Annotated in this window: 17 protein-coding genes; 6 read left to right on the top strand and 11 right to left on the bottom strand. The window is 72.2% G+C overall.

What is annotated here, in order from left to right; all coding sequences use genetic code 11:
• Positions 1-63 precede the first annotated feature (63 nt).
• Entirely contained in the window at positions 64-672 is a 609-nt protein-coding gene (locus K415_RS0110695) for a GNAT family N-acetyltransferase (RefSeq protein ID WP_024287046.1), read from the bottom strand.
• A gap of 103 nt (positions 673-775) precedes the next feature.
• Between K415_RS0110695 and arfB the strand changes: the two genes are divergently transcribed.
• Positions 776-1,213 (top strand): alternative ribosome rescue aminoacyl-tRNA hydrolase ArfB, encoded by a 438-nt coding sequence (gene arfB / locus K415_RS0110690; RefSeq protein ID WP_231494869.1) that lies wholly within the window; start codon positions 776-778, stop codon positions 1,211-1,213.
• Here the strand turns inward: arfB and K415_RS0110685 are convergent.
• Positions 1,170-2,012, bottom strand: coding sequence for an SURF1 family protein (locus K415_RS0110685; RefSeq protein ID WP_024287044.1), 843 nt, complete (start codon positions 2,010-2,012; stop codon positions 1,170-1,172). The two genes, arfB and K415_RS0110685, sit on opposite strands and share 44 nt — an antisense overlap.
• A gap of 236 nt (positions 2,013-2,248) precedes the next feature.
• Between K415_RS0110685 and K415_RS0110680 the strand changes: the two genes are divergently transcribed.
• Genes K415_RS0110680 through K415_RS23480 form a run of 5 tightly spaced genes read left to right on the top strand, consistent with a single transcriptional unit; the run spans position 2,249 to position 9,787 of the window.
• Entirely contained in the window at positions 2,249-4,741 is a 2,493-nt protein-coding gene (locus tag K415_RS0110680) for a phosphoketolase (RefSeq protein WP_024287043.1), read from the top strand.
• 20 nt (positions 4,742-4,761) lie between these two features.
• Positions 4,762-6,909: a phosphate acetyltransferase gene (gene pta, locus K415_RS0110675; RefSeq protein WP_024287042.1), complete on the top strand. Its 2,148-nt coding sequence runs from the start codon at positions 4,762-4,764 to the stop codon at positions 6,907-6,909.
• The gene (locus K415_RS0110670) at positions 6,906-8,108 is read left to right on the top strand and encodes an acetate/propionate family kinase (protein ID WP_024287041.1); all 1,203 of its coding nucleotides are present in this window, start codon (positions 6,906-6,908) and stop codon (positions 8,106-8,108) included. Before pta ends, K415_RS0110670 begins: the two co-directional genes overlap by 4 nt.
• A 46-nt stretch (positions 8,109-8,154) precedes the next feature.
• Complete coding sequence (locus K415_RS24645; RefSeq protein ID WP_024287040.1) at positions 8,155-9,042, top strand: tetratricopeptide repeat protein; 888 nt, start codon at positions 8,155-8,157, stop codon at positions 9,040-9,042.
• On the top strand, positions 8,945-9,787 hold the full coding sequence (locus K415_RS23480; protein WP_231494986.1) for a GGDEF domain-containing protein: 843 nt from the start codon (positions 8,945-8,947) through the stop codon (positions 9,785-9,787). The genes K415_RS24645 and K415_RS23480 overlap by 98 nt, the downstream gene beginning before the upstream one ends.
• Positions 9,788-9,813: 26 nt before the next feature.
• Here K415_RS23480 and K415_RS0110655 read toward each other — a convergent pair whose 3' ends face one another.
• The 9 genes from K415_RS0110655 to K415_RS0110615 all read right to left on the bottom strand — a co-directional run bounded on the left by K415_RS0110655 (position 9,814) and on the right by K415_RS0110615 (position 18,428).
• Complete coding sequence (locus K415_RS0110655) at positions 9,814-11,421, bottom strand: succinic semialdehyde dehydrogenase (protein ID WP_024287038.1); 1,608 nt, start codon at positions 11,419-11,421, stop codon at positions 9,814-9,816.
• Between the two features lie 96 nt (positions 11,422-11,517).
• Entirely contained in the window at positions 11,518-13,209 is a 1,692-nt protein-coding gene (gene ptsP / locus K415_RS0110650; protein ID WP_024287037.1) for a phosphoenolpyruvate--protein phosphotransferase, read from the bottom strand.
• Entirely contained in the window at positions 13,206-13,484 is a 279-nt protein-coding gene (locus K415_RS0110645; RefSeq protein WP_024287036.1) for an HPr family phosphocarrier protein, read from the bottom strand. Before K415_RS0110645 ends, ptsP begins: the two co-directional genes overlap by 4 nt.
• Positions 13,485-13,540: 56 nt before the next feature.
• Positions 13,541-14,581, bottom strand: a complete 1,041-nt coding sequence (locus tag K415_RS0110640; RefSeq protein WP_024287035.1) for a zinc-dependent dehydrogenase — start codon at positions 14,579-14,581, stop codon at positions 13,541-13,543.
• The gene (locus tag K415_RS0110635; protein WP_024287034.1) at positions 14,578-15,060 is read right to left on the bottom strand and encodes a PTS sugar transporter subunit IIA; all 483 of its coding nucleotides are present in this window, start codon (positions 15,058-15,060) and stop codon (positions 14,578-14,580) included. The genes K415_RS0110640 and K415_RS0110635 overlap by 4 nt, the downstream gene beginning before the upstream one ends.
• The gene (locus K415_RS24640) at positions 15,050-15,361 is read right to left on the bottom strand and encodes a PTS lactose transporter subunit IIB (protein WP_024287033.1); all 312 of its coding nucleotides are present in this window, start codon (positions 15,359-15,361) and stop codon (positions 15,050-15,052) included. The genes K415_RS0110635 and K415_RS24640 overlap by 11 nt, the downstream gene beginning before the upstream one ends.
• Before the next feature lie 30 nt (positions 15,362-15,391).
• A complete protein-coding gene (locus K415_RS0110625) occupies positions 15,392-16,621 on the bottom strand; it encodes a PTS mannitol transporter subunit IICB (protein ID WP_024287032.1) in 1,230 nt (409 codons plus the stop codon).
• A gap of 83 nt (positions 16,622-16,704) precedes the next feature.
• A complete protein-coding gene (gene pfkB / locus K415_RS0110620) occupies positions 16,705-17,670 on the bottom strand; it encodes a 1-phosphofructokinase (protein WP_024287031.1) in 966 nt (321 codons plus the stop codon).
• Positions 17,667-18,428, bottom strand: a complete 762-nt coding sequence (locus K415_RS0110615; protein WP_024287030.1) for a DeoR/GlpR family DNA-binding transcription regulator — start codon at positions 18,426-18,428, stop codon at positions 17,667-17,669. The genes pfkB and K415_RS0110615 overlap by 4 nt, the downstream gene beginning before the upstream one ends.
• Positions 18,429-18,512 lie beyond the last annotated feature (84 nt).

Below are 18,512 nucleotides of genomic sequence, written 5' to 3'. Positions count from 1 at the left end.
CCGGGCGGTCCACACCGCCAGGTCGGCCGAGCCGGGTCAGACCGCCAGGTCGGTCGGTCCGGGTCAGACCGCCAGGTCCGTCGGTGCACCGAGGTAGGTCACGCCCGGCACCTGGAGGGGGAGCTCACGGAAGCCGAGCCGGTCGTAGAAGGCCCGGGCCGCGGTGTTGGTCGGAGTCATCCCCAGGTGCACCGCGGGCACCCTCGCCTCGCGGAGCGCCGCGAGGAAGGTCCGGATGAGCGCCCGGCCGAGACCCTGGCCCTGGTGGCTGGGCAGCAGGTCGATGTGCAGGTGAGCCGGGTAGGCCGCGAGCTCGATGTGCACGTCGCGCTCCGGGTGGTGCAGCAGCTCGGTGAGCTCGGCCTGCGGCGTCGACGCCTGGTCGACGAGCGGGTACCGGTCGGCAACGGTCGGCAGCCAGCGGGCGCGGTGCTCAGCGGCCCAGCGTGCGGTGTCCGCCGTGCCCAGCACGTAGCCGACGACCCGCCCGTCGTCCTCGGCGACGAACGCCAGCTCCGGCTCGAGCGCGAGGTACGGACCGGCGAACACGTCAGGCATGAAGTCGTCGGTCGTGTACTGCCCACGCGCGTCCGCACCGCTGTCGGCGGTGCGCACGCACACGTCGTACACGTCGTCGCGGTCCGCCGGGCGGTAGGGCCGGATGATCGTCATGGCGCCTACTGTGCCGCACGTCCGATCGGCGTCGGCACCCGACGGGTTGCGCGGGCAGCCCTCGAGTGGCGCAGGCGACCTCCGGAGCGGCAGGCTGGTGGCCGTGTTCGGATCGGTGCGGCTGCGCGGCGGTGTCGTCATCGACGACGCCGAGCTCGGCTGGCGCTTCTCCCGGTCCCAGGGTCCGGGCGGGCAAGGGGTCAACACGGCCGACTCCCGGGCCGAGCTGTCCTGGGACGTGGGCCGCAGCCCCGCCCTCGACGCCGTCTCGCGGGATCGGCTCCTGACGAACCTCGGACACCGGCTGGTCGACGGCGTGCTGACGATCGCCGCCTCCGAGCACCGCTCCCAGCTCCGCAACCGTGAGGCGGCGCTCGCCCGCCTGGTCGCCCTGGTCGACGACGCGCTACGCCCGCCCGCTCCCCCGCGGCGGCCGACGGCGGCGAGCCGCGCCTCCCGCGCCCGTCGGGCGACGGCCGAGCGGCAGCGCCGTCAGGTCAAGTCGATGCGTCGCCGCCCGACGCCGAGATCGGCGGACTGACACCGTCGTCCGGATCCAGCTCCTCGATCGCCGCCCGCGTCTCGTCGCGGACCATCCGCGCCCAGAGCAGCACGGCGAACCCACCGAAGATCCACCACTGCAGCGCGTAGGCGAGGTTCTGCAGGTTGAGGCCGCCGCCGGGCACCGTGGGCGGTGGCAGCAGCGCCAACCCGGCGTCCTGGGCGGGCTCGACCTCGGCCAGCACCAGGTAGCCCGAGTAGATCGGCCCGCCCCAGAGGTTGACGAGCTCGGCGGGACTGACCGCGTCCACCTGCCCCGCAGGCAGACCACCGGTACCGCCCGCCTCGCCGGACTGCAGGTAGCCGGTGACCTGGACGGTCCCGCTCGGCGCAGGGTCCAGGGCTCGGGCGGCCTGCGGGTCGGCCACCCAGCCGCGGACCACCGCAAGGACCGGCTCGCCCGGGCCCTGGGTACGCAGCGGCGTCAGCACCAGGTAGCCGGTCGCGCCGTCGTGCACCCGACCGCTGACCAACAGCTCGTCCGCACCGAAGCTGCCGGTCGTGACGACCTTGCGCCCGACGAGATCACCACTGAAGCCCGTCTGGGGCTCGAGCACCTCGGTGAGCGGGTCAGCCGGCGCCTGGGCGGCCGCCGCTGCCGTCGTCCGCGCATTGGCCGCACCCCGCTCCTGGGCCCGGTCCAGCTGCCACACACCCAACCGGGCGCAGACCGCCGCCGCGCCGAGCAGCAGGAGCAGGAGCAGGAGCATGCGCGGGGTGGTCGCCGTGCGCAGGTACGAGTGCGCCGGGACCTCTCGGCCTCCGGCGGATCGGCTCATGCCCGCAACGCTACCGGCGCCCGCCCCAAGGTCACGCCCGCCAGGTGGCTGCGCGACGGGTCGCGATGTGATGGCATGGGGGCTGGTGGTGTCCTGCGTCACACCGGGACTGCTGGTCATGGTCGCAGACGCCCCACGGGGCCAAACGTCCCATGTCTTGGGGGTGCCGACCGGCACCCTGGAGTGCGCGGCGGGACAGGCCCGCCGGGCGATCGGTTGCACAGGAGGCACGTCAGATGACCTCAGTCCTGGACCGTCCCGCTCAGTGGCCGAGCCGCGACGTCGCGCCGCTCGACGACGCGACGCTGCACCGGGTCGACGCCTGGTGGCGGGCGGCGAACTACCTGTCGGTGGGCCAGATCTACCTGCTCGACAACCCGCTGCTGGCCGAGACGCTGCACCGGGACCACGTCAAGCCGCGTCTGCTCGGTCACTGGGGTACCACACCCGGGCTGAACTTCCTGTACGCGCACCTCAACCGGATGATCGGCGAGCGCAGCCAGCCGACGCTCTACATCACCGGGCCGGGTCACGGCGGGCCAGGCCTCGTGGCCAACGCGTACCTCGACGGCACGTACTCCGAGGTGTACACGGACATCACCACCGACTCGGAGGGCATGCGCAAGCTGTTCCGCCAGTTCTCGTTCCCCGGCGGGATCCCGAGCCACGTCGCGCCGGAGACCCCGGGCTCGATCCACGAGGGCGGCGAGCTCGGCTACGCCCTGTCGCACGCCTACGGCGCCGCGTTCGACAACCCCGACCTGCTCGTGGCGGCGGTGATCGGGGACGGCGAGGCCGAGACGGGGCCGCTCGCGACCAGCTGGCACTCGAACAAGTTCCTCGACCCGCTGCACGACGGCGTCGTGCTGCCGATCCTGCACCTGAACGGCTACAAGATCGCCAACCCGACGGTGCTGGCGCGCATCCCCGAGTCCGAGCTGCTCGAGCTCATGCGCGGCTACGGGCACACCCCGTACGTCGTGTCCGGCGGCTTCGAGGGCGAGCACCCGTCGATCGTGCACCAGCGGATGGCGCAGGTCCTCGACGAGTGCCTCAACCAGATCAGCGAGATCAAGGCGGCGGCACTCGCCGGCACCCTGACCGAGCGTCCCCGTTGGCCCATGATCATCCTGCGCACCCCGAAGGGCTGGACCTGCCCGCCGGTGATCGACGGCAAGCAGGTCGAGGACTCGTGGCGCTCGCACCAGGTCCCGCTGGCCAGCGCCCGCGACACCGACGAGCACCTGCACGTGCTCGAGGGCTGGCTGCAGTCCTACCGGCCGCAGGACCTCTTCGACGCCACCGGGCGCCTGGACGCCGACATCGCGTCGCTCGCACCCCACGGTCGCCTGCGGATGAGCGCCACACCCCATGCCAACGGTGGCGCACTGCTGCACGACCTGCGCCTGCCCGACTTCCGCGACTACGCCGTCGACGTCCCGAGGCCCGCCTCGACGATCGCCGAGGCGACCAAGGTGCTCGGCGAGTACCTGGCCGGCGTCGTGGCGGCGAACCCCGACAACTTCCGGATCTTCGGGCCGGACGAGACGGCGTCGAACCGCCTGCAGGCGGTGTTCGAGGTGACCGACAAGCAGTGGAACGCCGAGGTGCTGCCGACGGACGAGCACCTGGCCCGCTCCGGGCGCGTCATGGAGATGCTGTCCGAGCACCAGTGCCAGGGCTGGCTGGAGGGCTACCTGCTGACCGGCCGGCACGGCGTGTTCAGCTGCTACGAGGCGTTCATCCACATCATCGACTCGATGTTCAACCAGCACGCCAAGTGGCTCAAGGTGACCAGCGACATCCCGTGGCGCCGGCCGCTGGCCTCGCTCAACTACCTCTTGACGTCGCACGTCTGGCGCCAGGACCACAACGGCTTCTCGCACCAGGATCCGGGGTTCATCGACCACGTGATCAACAAGAAGGCCGAGATCGTCCGGGTGTACCTGCCGCCGGACGCCAACACGCTGCTGGCGACCTACGAGCACATCCTGACCAGCCGCAACTACGTCAACGTCGTCGTGGCCGGCAAGCAGCCCGCTCCGACCTTCCTGACCATCGACGAGGCGATCGCACACTGCGCGCGCGGCCTGGGCATCTGGGAGTGGGCCGGCACGGAGAAGCGCGGGGAGGACCCGGACGTCGTGCTCGGCTGCGCCGGCGACGTCCCGACCCTCGAGGTCCTGGCCGCCGCCGACCTGCTGCGCCAGCACCTGCCGGAGCTCAACGTCCGGGTCGTCAACGTCGTCGACCTGATGCGCCTGCAGGACGAGCACGAGCACCCGCACGGGATGAGCCACCGCGAGTTCGACACCATCTTCACGCCGGACAAGCCGATCATCTTCGCGTACCACGGCTACCCGTGGCTGATCCACCGCCTGACCTACCGCCGCACCGGGCACAGCAACCTGCACGTGCGCGGCTACAAGGAGGAGGGCACGACGACGACGCCCTTCGACATGGTCATGCTCAACGACCTGGACCGCTTCCACCTGGTGATCGACGTGATCGACCGGGTCCCCGGGCTCGGCACCCGCGCTGCCGAGCTGCGTCAGGAGATGGTCGACGCGCGACTGCGCGCTCGCCAGTACACCCGCGACCACGGCGAGGACCTCCCCGAGGTCCGCGACTGGGTGTGGCCCGATGCAGGAGATACTGCAACGGCGACCGGCGGACCGCAGGCCAACCGCGTCTCGGCGACCGCCGTGACCGCGGGCGACAACGAATAGCGAAGAGAGACGGCGCCGACGTGGCACGCAGCATCTACATCACCTCCGCCGAGGGCGACACCGGGAAGTCGACGATCGCCCTCGGCGTGCTCGACCTCCTGACCCGCAGCGCCTTGCGGGTCGGCGTCTTCCGGCCGGTGGCCCGCTCGACGGACCAGAACGACTACGTCCTGGAGCTCCTGCTCGCGCACGACGGGGTCGACCTGACCTACGAGCAGTGCGTGGGCGTCACCTACGAGGAGGTGCACGCCGACCCGGAGGCGGCGCTGTCCCGCATCGTCTCGCGGTACCACGAGGTCGATCGGCAGTGCGATGTCGTGGTGATCGTCGGGACCGACTACACCGACGTCGCCGGGCCGACCGAGCTGTCGTACAACGCGCGGATCGCCGTCAACCTCGGCGCGCCGGTGCTGCTGGTCGTCCGCGGAGCAGGTCGTCGCCCGGACGAGGTCCGTCAGATCGTCGACGTGTGCCTCTCGGAGCTGCGCACCCAGCACGCCGAGGTCATCGGCGTGGTCGCCAACCGGTGCGCCCCGGAGGAGCTCGTCACGGTGCGCGCGGCCATGGGCACCGACCTGCCGACCTGGTCCCTGCCCGAGGACCTGCTGCTCAGCGCACCGACCGTCCGGGCGCTGATGGAGGCCGTCGGCGGCCGCCTCGCGGCGGGCGACGAGGAGCTGCTGTCCCGCGAGGCGCTGGACCTGCTGGTGGGCGCGATGTCCGTCGAGCACCTGCTCGAGAAGCTCACCGACGGCGCAGTGATCATCACGCCCGGCGACCGCTCGGACATCCTGCTCGGCCTGCTCATGGCGCACGCCGCGGACGGCTTCCCCTCGTTGGCCGGCATCATCCTCAACGGCGGCTTCTACCCGCCGTCGGCGATCGCACGCCTGGTCAACGGGCTCGGCCAACGGCTGCCGATCATCCGGACCGACCTGGGCACGTTCCGCACCGCGAGCCGGGCCGCGGCGACGCGGGGCCGGCTGTCGGCCGACTCCCAGCGCAAGGTCGACACCGCGCTCGCGCTCTTCGACAAGCACGTGGACGGCACGACGCTGCTCGCGCGCCTGGACGTCTCCCGCCCCACCGTCGTCACGCCGCTGATGTTCGAGTACGAGCTGCTCGACAGGGCACGCAACGACCGGAAGCACATCGTCCTGCCCGAGGGCAACGACGACCGGATCCTGCGGGCCGCGAGCACGCTGCTCCGCCGCGAGGTCGCCCAGCTGACCATCCTCGGCAACGAGACCACGATCCGGGCCAGGGCCACCGAGCTCGGGCTGGACATCAGCGGCGCCGCGGTGGTCGACCCGAAGGACGGTGCGCTGTTCGACCGGTTCGCTCTCGAGTACACCGAGCTGCGCAAGCACAAGGGCATGACTGTCGAGCGGGCCAAGGAGATCGTCGGCTCGGTCTCCTACTTCGGCACGATGATGGTCCAGCTCGGCCTGGCCGACGGCATGGTGTCCGGGGCGATGCACACCACCGCGCACACGATCAAGCCGGCCTTCGAGATCATCAAGACCGCGCCGGGCGTCTCGATCGTCTCGAGCGTGTTCCTGATGTGCCTCGAGGACCGCGTCCTGGTCTACGGCGACTGCGCCGTGAACCCCGACCCGACCGCCGAGCAGCTCGCGGACATCGCGATCTCCTCGGCGGAGACGGCTGTGCAGTTCGGCATCGAGCCGCGGATCGCGATGCTGTCGTACTCGACCGGCGAGTCCGGCACGGGTGTGGACGTCGACAAGGTGCGGGCCGCGACGGCCCTGGTCCGGCAGCGGCGTCCCGACCTGTCCGTCGAGGGCCCGATCCAGTACGACGCCGCCGTCGACGCATCGGTCGCCCGGGCGAAGATGCCCGAGTCGAGCGTCGCCGGCCGTGCGACGGTCTTCATCTTCCCGGACCTCAACACGGGCAACAACACCTACAAGGCGGTCCAGCGGTCGGCCGGTGCGGTGGCCATCGGCCCCGTCATGCAGGGTCTGCGCAAGCCCGTCAACGACCTGTCGCGCGGCGCGCTCGTCCAGGACATCGTCAACACCGTCGCCATCACCGCGATCCAGGCCCAGGCGTTCGCCCTGGCCGAGCAGCTCGCCACGTCCGAGGGCCGGTCCGGCTCCCCGGTGTCACCGGTCACCCCCGCGGTCCAGTCAGGAGCAGTCCAGTGAGCTCGAAGGTCCTCGTCATCAACTCCGGCTCGTCGTCCATCAAGTACCAGCTCCTGGACGTCGAGACGGGTGAGGCGCTCGCCACCGGTCTGCTCGAACGGATCGGCCAGCCGGTGGGCGCGATCAAGCATCAGGGACCCGCGGGCACCACGACGCTCGAGCAGCCGATCCCCGACCACGAGGCGGGGATCGCGACGATCCTCGCGCTCTTCGCCGCGCACGGCCCGCAGTTCGAGGCCGCGGACCTCGCCGCTGTCGGTCACCGCGTGGTGCAGGGTGGCGACCGGTTCCCCGGCCCGGTGCTGGTCGACGACGCGGTCGAGACCGCGATCGACGAGCTGTCCACGCTGGCACCGCTGCACAACCCGCCGAACCTCGACGGGATCCGCGCCGCGCGGCACGCCTTCCCGACGGTGCCGCACGTCGCGGTCTTCGACACGTCCTTCCACACGACGTTGCCGCCCGCCGCGTACACCTACGCGATCGACCGCACCATCGCCAAGACGTACGCGATCCGCCGCTACGGGGCGCACGGCACCTCGCACCGCTACGTCGCCCGGCGTACCGCGGAGCTGCTCGGCAAGGACCCCGCCGACGTCAACGTGATCGTGCTGCACCTGGGCAACGGCGCCTCGGCGACCGCCGTCCGCGGTGGCCGGTCGGTGGAGACCTCGATGGGCCTGACCCCGCTCGAGGGCCTCGTGATGGGCACCCGGTCCGGCGACATCGACCCGGCGGTCGTCTTCCACCTGCAGCGGGTGGCGGGGATGACGACCGACGAGCTCGACGACCTGCTCAACCGCCGCTCCGGGATGCTGGGGCTGTCCGGCTCGTCCGACATGCGCGACGTGCACGACGCCGTCGCGGCGGGTGACGAGGTGGCGCGCACGGCGCTCGAGGTCTACTTCCACCGCATCAAGAGCTACGTGGGCAGCTACTACGCACACCTCGGCCGGGTGGACGCGATCACGTTCACCGCCGGGATCGGCGAGAACGACGACATCGTCCGGATCAACTCGCTCGCCGGCCTCGAGCGGCTCGGCATCCGCGTGGACGCCGAGCGCAACGCCGGACGCAAGAAGTCCGAGTGCGTGATCTCCCCGGACGGGGCCGAGGTCACGGTGTTCGTCATCCCGACCAACGAGGAGCTCGAGATCGCCCGCGAGGCGCTCGACGTGGTCGCCGCGAGCGGAGTGTGACCATCGATCGGCTCATCGTCGGCCCTGGGATGCCGATCATCTGGGTGTGAGCCAGAGCGCAGGCGCTCCTGCCGAGCTGGCCGATCTGCTCGCGACCGTCGAGCGGACGGCCAACGCGGAGCCGTTGGCCTGCCTCGAGGCGGGCGGGCCGGCGCTGGCCGCCGCCCGCGCCGCCGGGGACACCGACGCCGAGCTGCAGGTCCAGTACTTCATCGGCTTCGCCAACCACCTGGTCTCCCGGGACGATGCGGCGATGGCCGCCATGGAGCACGCGCTCCACCTGGCCCGCGCCCGCAAGGACCGGCGCTGGGAGGCCCGTGTGATCGGCGGGCTCGGCGCCGTGCACAGTGGCTTCGGCGACAATGCCTCTGCCATCGAGTACCTCGAGCAGTCGTTGGCGATCCGCCGGGAGATCGGTGACGCGTTCGGCATCGCGGCGTCGCTGAACAACCTCGGGGTGACGTTCGAGGAGATGGGCCTCTTCCCGGACCGAGCCCGGGAGCTGCTGCTCGAGGCCCACGAGATGTTCGTCGAGCTCGGCAGCAGTCACGGCCAGTCCGCGAGCCTGAGCCACCTCGCCTCGCTGGACATCGCCCGGAGCGAGGCCCTGGCGGCGACCGACCCCCAGACCGCCGCCGAGGTGGCCGACCTGGCGCTGGTCACGGCGCGCGCCGCCATCGACTGCGCGGCGCAGCGACGGCAACCTCCGCCTCGAGGGCGAGACCCGGATCACCGAGGCGCGCGCACTGATCGCGTCGAACCGGACCGCGGAGGCCCGGCTCGTGCTGGACGAAGCGACCGCGATGGAGTCCATCGTCGGCACGGCGCACTTCCGGCTGGGTCTTGCTGCAGCCCGTGGCCGACTGCACCGCCGGCTCGGCGAGTCCGATGCCGCGATCACCGCCCTCGAGGCGGGTCTCGCGCTGGGCGATGACCGCGCGCGGCCCTTCGAGCGCGCCGGGCTGCTCAGTGAGCTGGTCGAGATCCACGAGGAGCGCGGCGAGCACGCGCTGGCGCTGGCCGCGCACCGACGTCTGCTCACCGCCACCCTGGACCAGCGGGACGACGCCGCCGGACGCCGGGCGCGGGCGCTCAACTCCCGCCTCGACCTCGAGCGCGCCCAGGTCGCGGCGCAGGCCGAGCGACTGCGGTCCGAACGGCTCGAGCTGCTCAACCGCGAGCTCGCCCACTACGCCAACCACGACGCCCTGACCGGGCTGGTCAACCGGCGCGGCTTCGACACCGCCCTGGCCGCGCGTGCCGCCCTGCCCGACGAGTCGCTGACCTACGTCCTGGGCGACCTCGACCACTTCAAGGCGGTCAACGACGACTTCTCGCACGCGGTCGGTGACGAGGTGCTGCGCAGGGTCGCCGAGGTCGTGCGGGCGGCTGTCCGCGGTACGGACCTGGTGGCCCGGATCGGCGGGGAGGAGATCGCCGTGCTGCTGACCGACCCGGCGAGCACGCCCTGGGTCGCCGACGTCTGCGAACGCATCCGCCGCGAGATCGCGGGCCACCCGTGGGACGAGGTCGCTCCCGGCCTGCGGGTCACGATCAGCATCGGGGCGGCGTCACGTCGGCCGGACGAGCCGGTCGCCGAGCTCGCCGCCCGGGCCGACGCCCTGATGTACGAGGCCAAGGCGGCCGGACGCGACCGGGTCGTGCTCGACGCGGTCTGACTCGCGCGCGACGCGGCGCCGGCGGCTCAGGGGAGCCGGAGCGCCTTCATCAGCCGGAGGCCCGCGGTGAACAGCTCGGTCCACCGCTCGGCCGGCAACGCGTACAGCCGACCGAGGCCCAGGCCCCGGTGGGTGCCCCGCTGCACCGCGACGGTCTGGGACCACGTGGTGGCCCACAGGCCCTCGGGGCCGTGCCGACGGCCGGAGCCGGAGGACTTGACCCCGCCGATCGCGGCACCGGTCGATCCCCAGGCGGCGGCATACCCCTCGTTGATGTTGACCATCCCGGTCTCGATCCGGCTCGCCAGCCGCCGACCACGCGCCACGTCCCTGGTCCAGATGCTCGCGTTGAGGCCGTACTCGCTCGCGTTGACGACCTCGACCGCATGGTCGTCGTCCCGCACCCGGGTCACGACGACGACCGGACCGAAGGTCTCCAGCGTCGCGACCAGCGCCTGCTCCGGCACGTCGGCCAGCAGCGTCGGCTCGTAGAAGAGCGGCCCGACATCGACCCGGTGCACCCCGCCGGTCAGCACCCTCGCCCCGCCCCGCACGGCGTCGTCGACGTGCTCGGTGACCCGCGCGAGCTGAGCGGCCGAGGTGAGCGAGCCGACGTCGGCCGAGTAGTCGAGGGCGGTGCCCAGCCGCAGGGCCCGCACCCGCGGGATCAGCTCGGCGAGCACGGCGTCGGCGACGGCCTCGTGCAGCAGCAGCCGCTCGATCGACACGCACAGCTGACCGGTGTTGGCGAAGCAGGCGCGGACAACTCCCTCGGCGGCGACCGCCGGGTCTGCGTCGTCGGCGACGTACAGCGCGTTGTGCCCGCCGAGCTCGAGGGAGGTCGGGACCAGCCGGCCGGCTGCCGCCCGGGCGACGACCCGGCCGGTGGCTGTCGAGCCGGTGAGCACGAGGTGGTCGACCTGGTCGACCAGCGCGCCGCCGATCTCGGAGCCGGGGCCGCTGACGACCTGCACCAGACCGGCCGGCAAACCGGCCTCGAGCAGCAGGTCGACCCCCCACAGGGCGCTGAGCATGGTCTGCTGGTCCGGCCTGAGCACCACCGCGTTGCCTGCTGCGAGTGCCGGTACCGCCTCGCCGACGGACAGGTTCAGCGGGTAGTTCCACGGCGAGATCACCCCGACCACACCCCGCGGGCGCCGGTGCACGGTGACCCCGGTGAGGCCCGGGACGAGCCCCGCGACCCGCTGCGGCGCGAGGTACCGGGCCGCCCGGCGCGCGTAGTGCCGGGTGATCAGCGCCAGGTCCGCGACCTCCTCGTAGGCGCTCGCGCGCGCCTTGCCGTTCTCGAGCTGGATCAGGTCCAGGACCTCCGACTGCCGGTCCAGCACCAGGTCGTGGAACCGGAGCAGGATGCTGCACCGCTCGGCGATCGGCGTCCGCGCCCAGCGCCGCTGCGCGAGCCGGGCCGTCGCGACCGCCGACGCGACGTCGGCCACCGTGGACAGCGGGACGGCAGCGACCGGGGCCCCGGTCAGCGGTGTGCACGCCAGGTTCGTCGCGGCACCGGGGGACGCCACGACGTGCGCGAGCAGCCGCCGGACCTCCGTCGGCTCGAGGACCCAGGTGGCCCGCGGGTCGGTCTCCGGGTCGATGACGTCGGCAGGGTTTCCCATGGCGGTCAGGGTACGGCGCACCGCCGACGCCGCCCACCCGTGCGGCCGGCGGGTCAGCCCCGTCGGCGCGTCCGTCGCGCGGATGCCTCCCCGCGGTCAGCCCAGCGCGAGCACCTCGCGAACCTCGGGGTCGACGAGCCCGAGAGCAGCCGCACGGGCCGCGCCGGCGGTCCGGGCCGATCGCGCCGCGGCCGCGATCTCCTGGCAGCCGGCGAGGGTGTGCCGAGCCAGGGCGAAGCGCACGCCCGGCACTGCGGCCGGCGACATGGACAGGCTCGTGGCACCCAGCCCTACCAGGACCAGGGCCATCGCCGGGTCGGCGGCCGACTCGCCGCACACCCCGACCGGCTTGGCTGCCTCGACCCCCGCGCCGGCGGCCGCCGCGACGAGGTCGAGCACCGCGGGCTGCCACGGGTCGAGCAGGTCGACGAGCTCGCCGAGCAGCCGGTCGGTCGCCATCGTGTACTGGGCGAGGTCGTTGGTGCCGAGCGAGATGAAGTCCACCTCGGTCAGCAGGTCCCGCGCCCGCAGCGCGGCCGACGGGATCTCGACCATCACACCGACCTGCTGGATGCCGACCTCGCGGGCCAGGGCCGCGAACTGGGCGGCCTCCTCGACGGTGGCGATCATCGGGGCCATGACCCACGGCGGGTTCCCCGCGCGCTGCCCGGCCGCGGCGATCGCCGCCAGCTGGGTGCGCAGGAGGTCCTCCGCGGTCCGGACCAGACGGAAGCCACGCACACCCAGGGCGGGGTTCTCCTCCCCCGCCCGGGTGACGAAGGCCAGTGGCTTGTCGGCGCCGGCGTCGAGGGTGCGGACCACGACCTTGCGCCCGTCGAGCGCACGCAGGGCCCGTTCGTAGACGACCGCCTGGTCCTCCTGGGTCGGCGCCGTCGTCCGGCCGAGGAAGAGCACCTCGGTGCGGAACAGCCCGACGCCCTGCACACCGGCGGCCGGCGAGGTGAGACGCTCGGCATCCTCGGCTGTCCCGATGTTCGCGAGCAGCTGCACGGGGTGCCCGTCGCTCGTGGCACCGGGTCCGGTCTCCTGGGCCAGGGTCGCGAGCGCGGCCTGCCGGGCCACCACGCGGGACCGGGTCTCGTCGTCGGGGTCGATCGTGACGGTGCCCGACGCGGCGTCCACGGCCACCTCCATGCCGTCGGCCAGCGCTGACGCACCCACGACCCGCACGACGCACGGGATCCCGAGCTGGCCGGCGATGATCGCGGTGTGGCCGGTCGGTCCACCCTGCTCGATCACGATGCCGAGCACCTTGTCGAGCTCCAGGGCTGCGGTGTCCGCCGGGGACAGGTCGTCGGCCACGATCACCGACGGGCGGGCCAGGGCCGGGACGCCCGGCTCGGGCAGCCCCTCCAGCCGGGCGATGACGCGGTCCCGCACGCTGCGCAGGTCGGTGACCCGCTCGGCGAGGTAGCCACCGGCCGCCGCGAACAGGTCGCAGAACTCGGCAGTCGCCCGGTCGACCGCGACGACGGCGGCCTGACCGCCGACGATCCGGCCCCGGACCTGGCTGATGAGCTCGGGGTCGGCCGCCATCAGGGCGGTCGCGCCGAGCACGTCGCCGATCGTGCCGCTGGCCTGCTCGGCTCGCACCTCGAGCGCAGCCGCGACCGCGGCGAAGGCGGCCTCCACCTCGGCCGTCGCCGCCCCGACGTCCAGCGGTGCGGGTGCGTCCTGCGCGACCGTCGGTGCCGGGTGGGCCCGGGCGACCGGACCCACCACGGCACCGCGCCCGACCCCGGACCCGCGGAGCACCTGTCCGCTCACGCGGGCTTCACCTCGTCGAGGTCGGTCGCCAGGAGCTCGACCAGACCGTCCAGGACACCCTCGGCGCCGTCGCCCTCGGCGGTCAGGGTGACCTGCTCGCCGCACTTCACACCCAGCGCCATGACGCGCAGGATGCTGGCCGCCTCGACCGGCGGACCGTCCCCCTTGGCGATCCGGACACCGAGCCCGGAGGCCGCAGCGGCCTGGGAGAACAGCTTCGCCGGGCGGGCGTGCAGGCCCACCTGCGAGGCGACGACGACAGTGCGTTGTGCCATGTCCACTCCTTCGTGGTGCCGTGCCGGACGCGCGGTCCGGCACGGCGGGATGACTGCTACGGCTCGATGGTGACCTTGATCGCTTCGCCCCGGGAGACGATGCCGATGCCCTCGATCACCTGGTCGAGCGGCAGCCGGTGCGTGATGAGGTCGTTGACGGGCACCTTGCCGTCCGCGATGAGCTTGAGCGCCCGCTTGTTGTGCTCGGGGCTCGAGCCGTTCGCGCCGATGATCATCAGCTCGCGGTAGTGGACCAGGTTCGAGTCGAGCGTGATCGTCGGGTTGTCCTTGGGCAGACCGCCGAAGAAGCTGATCCTGCCCTGACGCGTCGCCATCGCCACCGCCTGCTCCTGGGCCTTGCCGGAGGCCGCTGCGGTGATGATCACGTTGGCGCCCCGGCCCTCGGTCAGCGCGAGGACGGCCTCGACCGGGTCCTGGTCCGCAGCGCAGATCGCGGCGTCCGGCGAGACGAGCGCCGCGGCCATGTCCAGCCGCTCCCGGCTCAGCTCGACGAGGAAGACGCGGCCGGCCCCGAACGATCGGGCGAGCCGCACGTGCAGGCAGCCGATCGGGCCGGAGCCGATGACGACGACGTCGTCCCCCGGCTTGATCCCGACGAGCTCCTGGGCGTTGAGCGCACAGGCGAGCGGCTCGGCGACCGAGGCCTCGGCGAAGCTCACGCCCTCCGGGATCCGGTTGAGGCCGTCGACGGCCAGGACGTTCTCCGGGACGACCATGAACTCGGCGAACCCGCCCTCGAACTGGTAGCCCATCGAGACCTGGTTGGGACAGATCGTCATCCGGCCGTGGGTGCAGTCGGGACAGACACCGCACGGGATCGCCGCGATGACCTGCACGCGGTCACCAGGGGCCCAGCCGGTCACCTCGGCACCGGTCTCCACGACCTCGCCGGCGATCTCGTGGCCCATCACCCGCGGCGGGCTGATGTTCTGGTGCCCGAACTTCGAGATCTTCACGTCCGTGCCGCACGTCGAGCAGGCACGGACCCGGATCTTGACCTCACGGGGTCCTGGCGACGGCTCGGGCGCGTCCTCCAGACGGACGTCTCCGGGCGCGTGGAAGCGTGCGACTCTCATCGTTCTCCTTCAGGGGTGTGCTCGGGATCATCGTCGTCCGGAGCGGGGGTGAGCATGGTGAGCACCGTCTCGGCGCTCTCGGCGGCGCGCAGCGCGGCGGCGCGCTCGGGGTCGAGCAGGATCTGCGCGAGCTCGGCGAGGATGTCGACGTGGCCGTCACCCTTGGCCGCGATGCCGATGCAGACGGTGACCTGGGAGCCGTCCCAGTCCACGCCGTCGGGGAAGCGCACGAAGCACAGGGCGTCGCGCAGGACGGCGTCCTTGCCGGCGAGGGTCGCGTGCGGGATCGCCACGCCCTCGCCGATGTAGGTCGAGACCGAGTCCTCCCGCGCACGCATCGCCGGGACGTAGGCGGCCTCGACGGCCCCGCAGTCCACGAGCGCCTGCCCGCACAGCTCGATCGCCTCGTACTTGTCCGCGGCCCGCTCGGCCAGGCGGATGGCGCCTGGCGCGAGCAGGGCGGAGGGGTCAACCGACATCGATCGTCTGACCCTTCTGGATGGCCGTGACGACACGCGTCACGGCCGGGTCGCCGAGGAACAGGTTGAACGCGACGACCGGGGTGTCTCCGGCGATCCGTCGGGCACGATCGGCCAGGCCGGCGTGCGTCAGGATGACGTCGGCGTCCTGCGGGATGTTCTGGATCGAGGTGTGCTCCACGGTCACGCCCTGCTTCGCGAGCTGCTTGCGCACGGTGCTGGCCAGCATGACGCTGCTGCCCATCCCGGCGTCGCACGCGACGACGACCTTGTGCACCGTCGAACCGTCGATGGTGGTCATGGATCCTCCTTGATCAGCGGATGAGATCGATCAGCGGATGGTGTCGGTGGGCGCGGGTGCGTCCGCCGTGGTGACGCCGGCCTTCGAGGCGGCCTTGCGCTCGGCGACCTCCGCCTGGGCGGCGACGAGGTCGGTCTCGGCCTGCTCGGCCTCCGCCTCGGCCTTCGCACCCCGGCCGAGGCCCAGGAGCAGCGACGCGACGACGAAGCTGACGACCGTCGCGACGACGACGCTCAGCAGGACGGGCAGGAGGCCACCCCGGGGCGACATCGTGATGTAGGCGAAGATGCTGCCCGGGGCGGGTGAGGCAACCAGACCCGCACCGGTCAGGATGTTGGTGAAGATGCCCGCGGCGCCACCGGCGATCGCGGCCACCACCAGCTGCGGCTTCATCAGGACGTACGGGAAGTAGATCTCGTGGATCCCGCCGAAGAAGTGGATGATGATCGCGGCCGGGGTCGACGCACGCATCAGACGCGGGCCGAAGAACATGAACGCGACCAGGATGCCGAGGCCCGGGCCCGGGTTGGTCTCGAGCATGAACAGGATGGACTTGCCGGCGTCCGCGGACTCCGCCGCACCGAGCGGGGTCAGCACGCCGTGGTTGATCGCGTTGTTGAGGAACAGGATCTTGCCGGGCTCGATGATGAGCGAGGCGAGCGGCAGCAGGCTGTTCTCGACGAGGAAGTTCACGCCGGACTCGGCCCAGCCCATGATCGTGTCGACGACGGGGCCGATCGCCAGCAGGCCGGCGATGGCCATACCGCCGCCGACGATGCCGGCGGTGAAGTTGTCGACGAGCATCTCGAAGCCGGGCTTGGTGCGCTCCTGGACGAAGCCGTCGATCTTCTTGATGATCCACGCGGCCGCCGGGCCGATGAGCATGGCGCCGAGGAACATCGGCGAGCCCGTGCCGACGATGACGCCGACCGTGGCGATCGCGCCGACGACGCCACCCCGGTTGCCGTGCACCATGCGGCCACCGGTGAAGCCGATGAGCAGCGGGAGCAGGTAGGTGATCATCGGTCCGACCAGGCCGACGCCGGTCAGGCCGACATCCGGGTTGGTTGCCGTGTAGTCGCCGTAGCCACCGATCTCGGCCTGCGGCCACCAGCCCACCTCGATGAAGATCGCGGTGATCAGGCCCCAGGCGATGAAGGCACCGATGTTGGGCATGACCATGCCGGCGAGGTAGCCGCCGTACCGCTGCACGGTGGCCTTCACCCCCGATCCGGTGACCGTAGGTGTGTAGTCGCTCATGTCTGGAACTCCTTCGTTGCCAGGTGGATGGTGTGTTCGGTGCTGTGTTCCGGTGTGGTGCTGATTTCCGGTGTGCTGGGGGTTCACCCCGTGCCGACGAGCGGCTCGTCGAGCCGTGCGTCGAGATCCTCGGCCGGGAGCACGTGCGCGGCTCCCGGGTCGATGTCAGCGGGTCCGGGCATCTGGCTGCCCGGGAGCTGGACGGCGGCGGCGCCCCAGGCCAGGGCCGTGGCCAGGGCCGCGCGGCCGTGCCCGGCGGACCGCTCGGCCGCCAGGAACCCCGCGAGGAAGGCGTCACCTGCCCCCACGCTGCTGCGCGGGGTGAGCGCGATCGACTCCCCGACGGCGACGCCGTCGTCGTCCACGAGCAGGGCGCCGGCCGAGCCGAGACTCACGAGCACGCGTCGCGCGCCGGCGTCCCGCAGCTGTCGTGCCGCGGCGACGACGTCGGCCCGGGACGACAGCGGGCGGCCGACGGCAGCGGCCAGCTCCTCGGCGTTCGGCTTGATCAGGTCGGGTTCCGCGGTCACGGCGTAGGCCAGTGCGGGACCGCTGGTGTCCACCGCGACGCGGACTCCCGCGTCGGCGAGCCGGCGCGTCATCTGCGCGTACTGGTCGGCCGGCACACCCGGCGGCAGGCTGCCGCACAGGACGACCCAGCCGCCCGGGTGGGAGTCGGCCAGCGCGCGCGCGACCACGAGCTCCAGCTCCTCGGCCGTCAGCGCCGCACCGGGTTCGTTGATCTTGGTGACGGTGCCGTCGCCCTCGGCGATCGTGATGTTCGACCGGGTCCGCCCGGAGACCGGCACGATCACGGCATCCACCCGCTCGGCGGCCAGCAGCTCGACGAGCTGCTGGCCGTCCGAGCCGGCGATCGGCAGGACGGCGCGGCTCGGGACACCGTTGGCGAGCAGGGCCCGGGTGACGTTGACGCCCTTGCCACCGGGGTGCAGGTGCGTGCCACGTGCGCGCAGGACCTCGCCCCGGACGAGGTGGTCCACCTCGACGGTGCGGTCGAGGCTCGGGTTGAGCGTGACGGTGATGATCATGCGCGCACCACCCGCGGGCCGGCTGCCTCGATCTCGTCGGCGAGCTCGGGCTCGAGGTCGAGGTCGGTGATGACCGTGTCGATCGCGCTCAGCGGGGCGACCTGCGCGAAGTCGGTGCGGCCGAACTTGGTGTGGTCGGCCAGCACGACGCTCCGGCGGGCGGAGGCCACGAGCGCCCGCTTGACACCGGCCTCAGCGAGGTCGGGGGTGGTCAGGCCCCGCTCGACGGTGATGCCGTTGGTGCCGAGGAAGGCCACGTCGACGTACACGTCGGCCATCGCCCGCTCGGCCCAGGTGCCGACGGCGGCGAGGGTCCGGCCGCGGACGGTCCCGCCGAGCAGGTGCAGGGTGATGTTGGTCCGGGTGGCCAGGAGCATCGCGATCGGCAGGCTGTGGGTCACGACCGTCAGCTCGCGGTCGGTGGGCAGCAGCTCGGCGAGCCGGATCGTCGTCGTGCCCGCGTCGAGGATGATCGCGCCACCGTCCGGCAGCTCGTCGAGGGCGGCCTTGGCGATCCGCTCCTTCTGGCCCGCCATCCGGCCCTCGCGGTCCGCGACCGCGGGCTCGATGCCCAGCCGCTCGACCGGGATCGCCCCGCCGTGCATCCGCCTGAGCAGGCCCCGGCGTTCGAGCAGGGTCAGGTCCCGACGCACCGTCTCGGGGGTCACGTCGAGCGTCTCGGCGAGGTCCTTGACCTCGACACGACCGTCGAGGCGGGCCTTGCTGAGGATCTCCTGCTGACGCTCCGTTGCGTACACAGCCACTCCGCACTGTCTGTTCGGATGTTGTAATGGCTTTGTCTAGTTCCGTTTCTGCCCGGTGTCAAGTCCCTACAGGCAGAA

Origin of the sequence: Cellulomonas sp. KRMCY2 (genome assembly GCF_000526515.1) — a bacterium.
Taxonomy (GTDB): domain Bacteria; phylum Actinomycetota; class Actinomycetes; order Actinomycetales; family Cellulomonadaceae; genus Actinotalea.
This window is presented reverse-complemented; position numbering and strand designations above follow the sequence as displayed.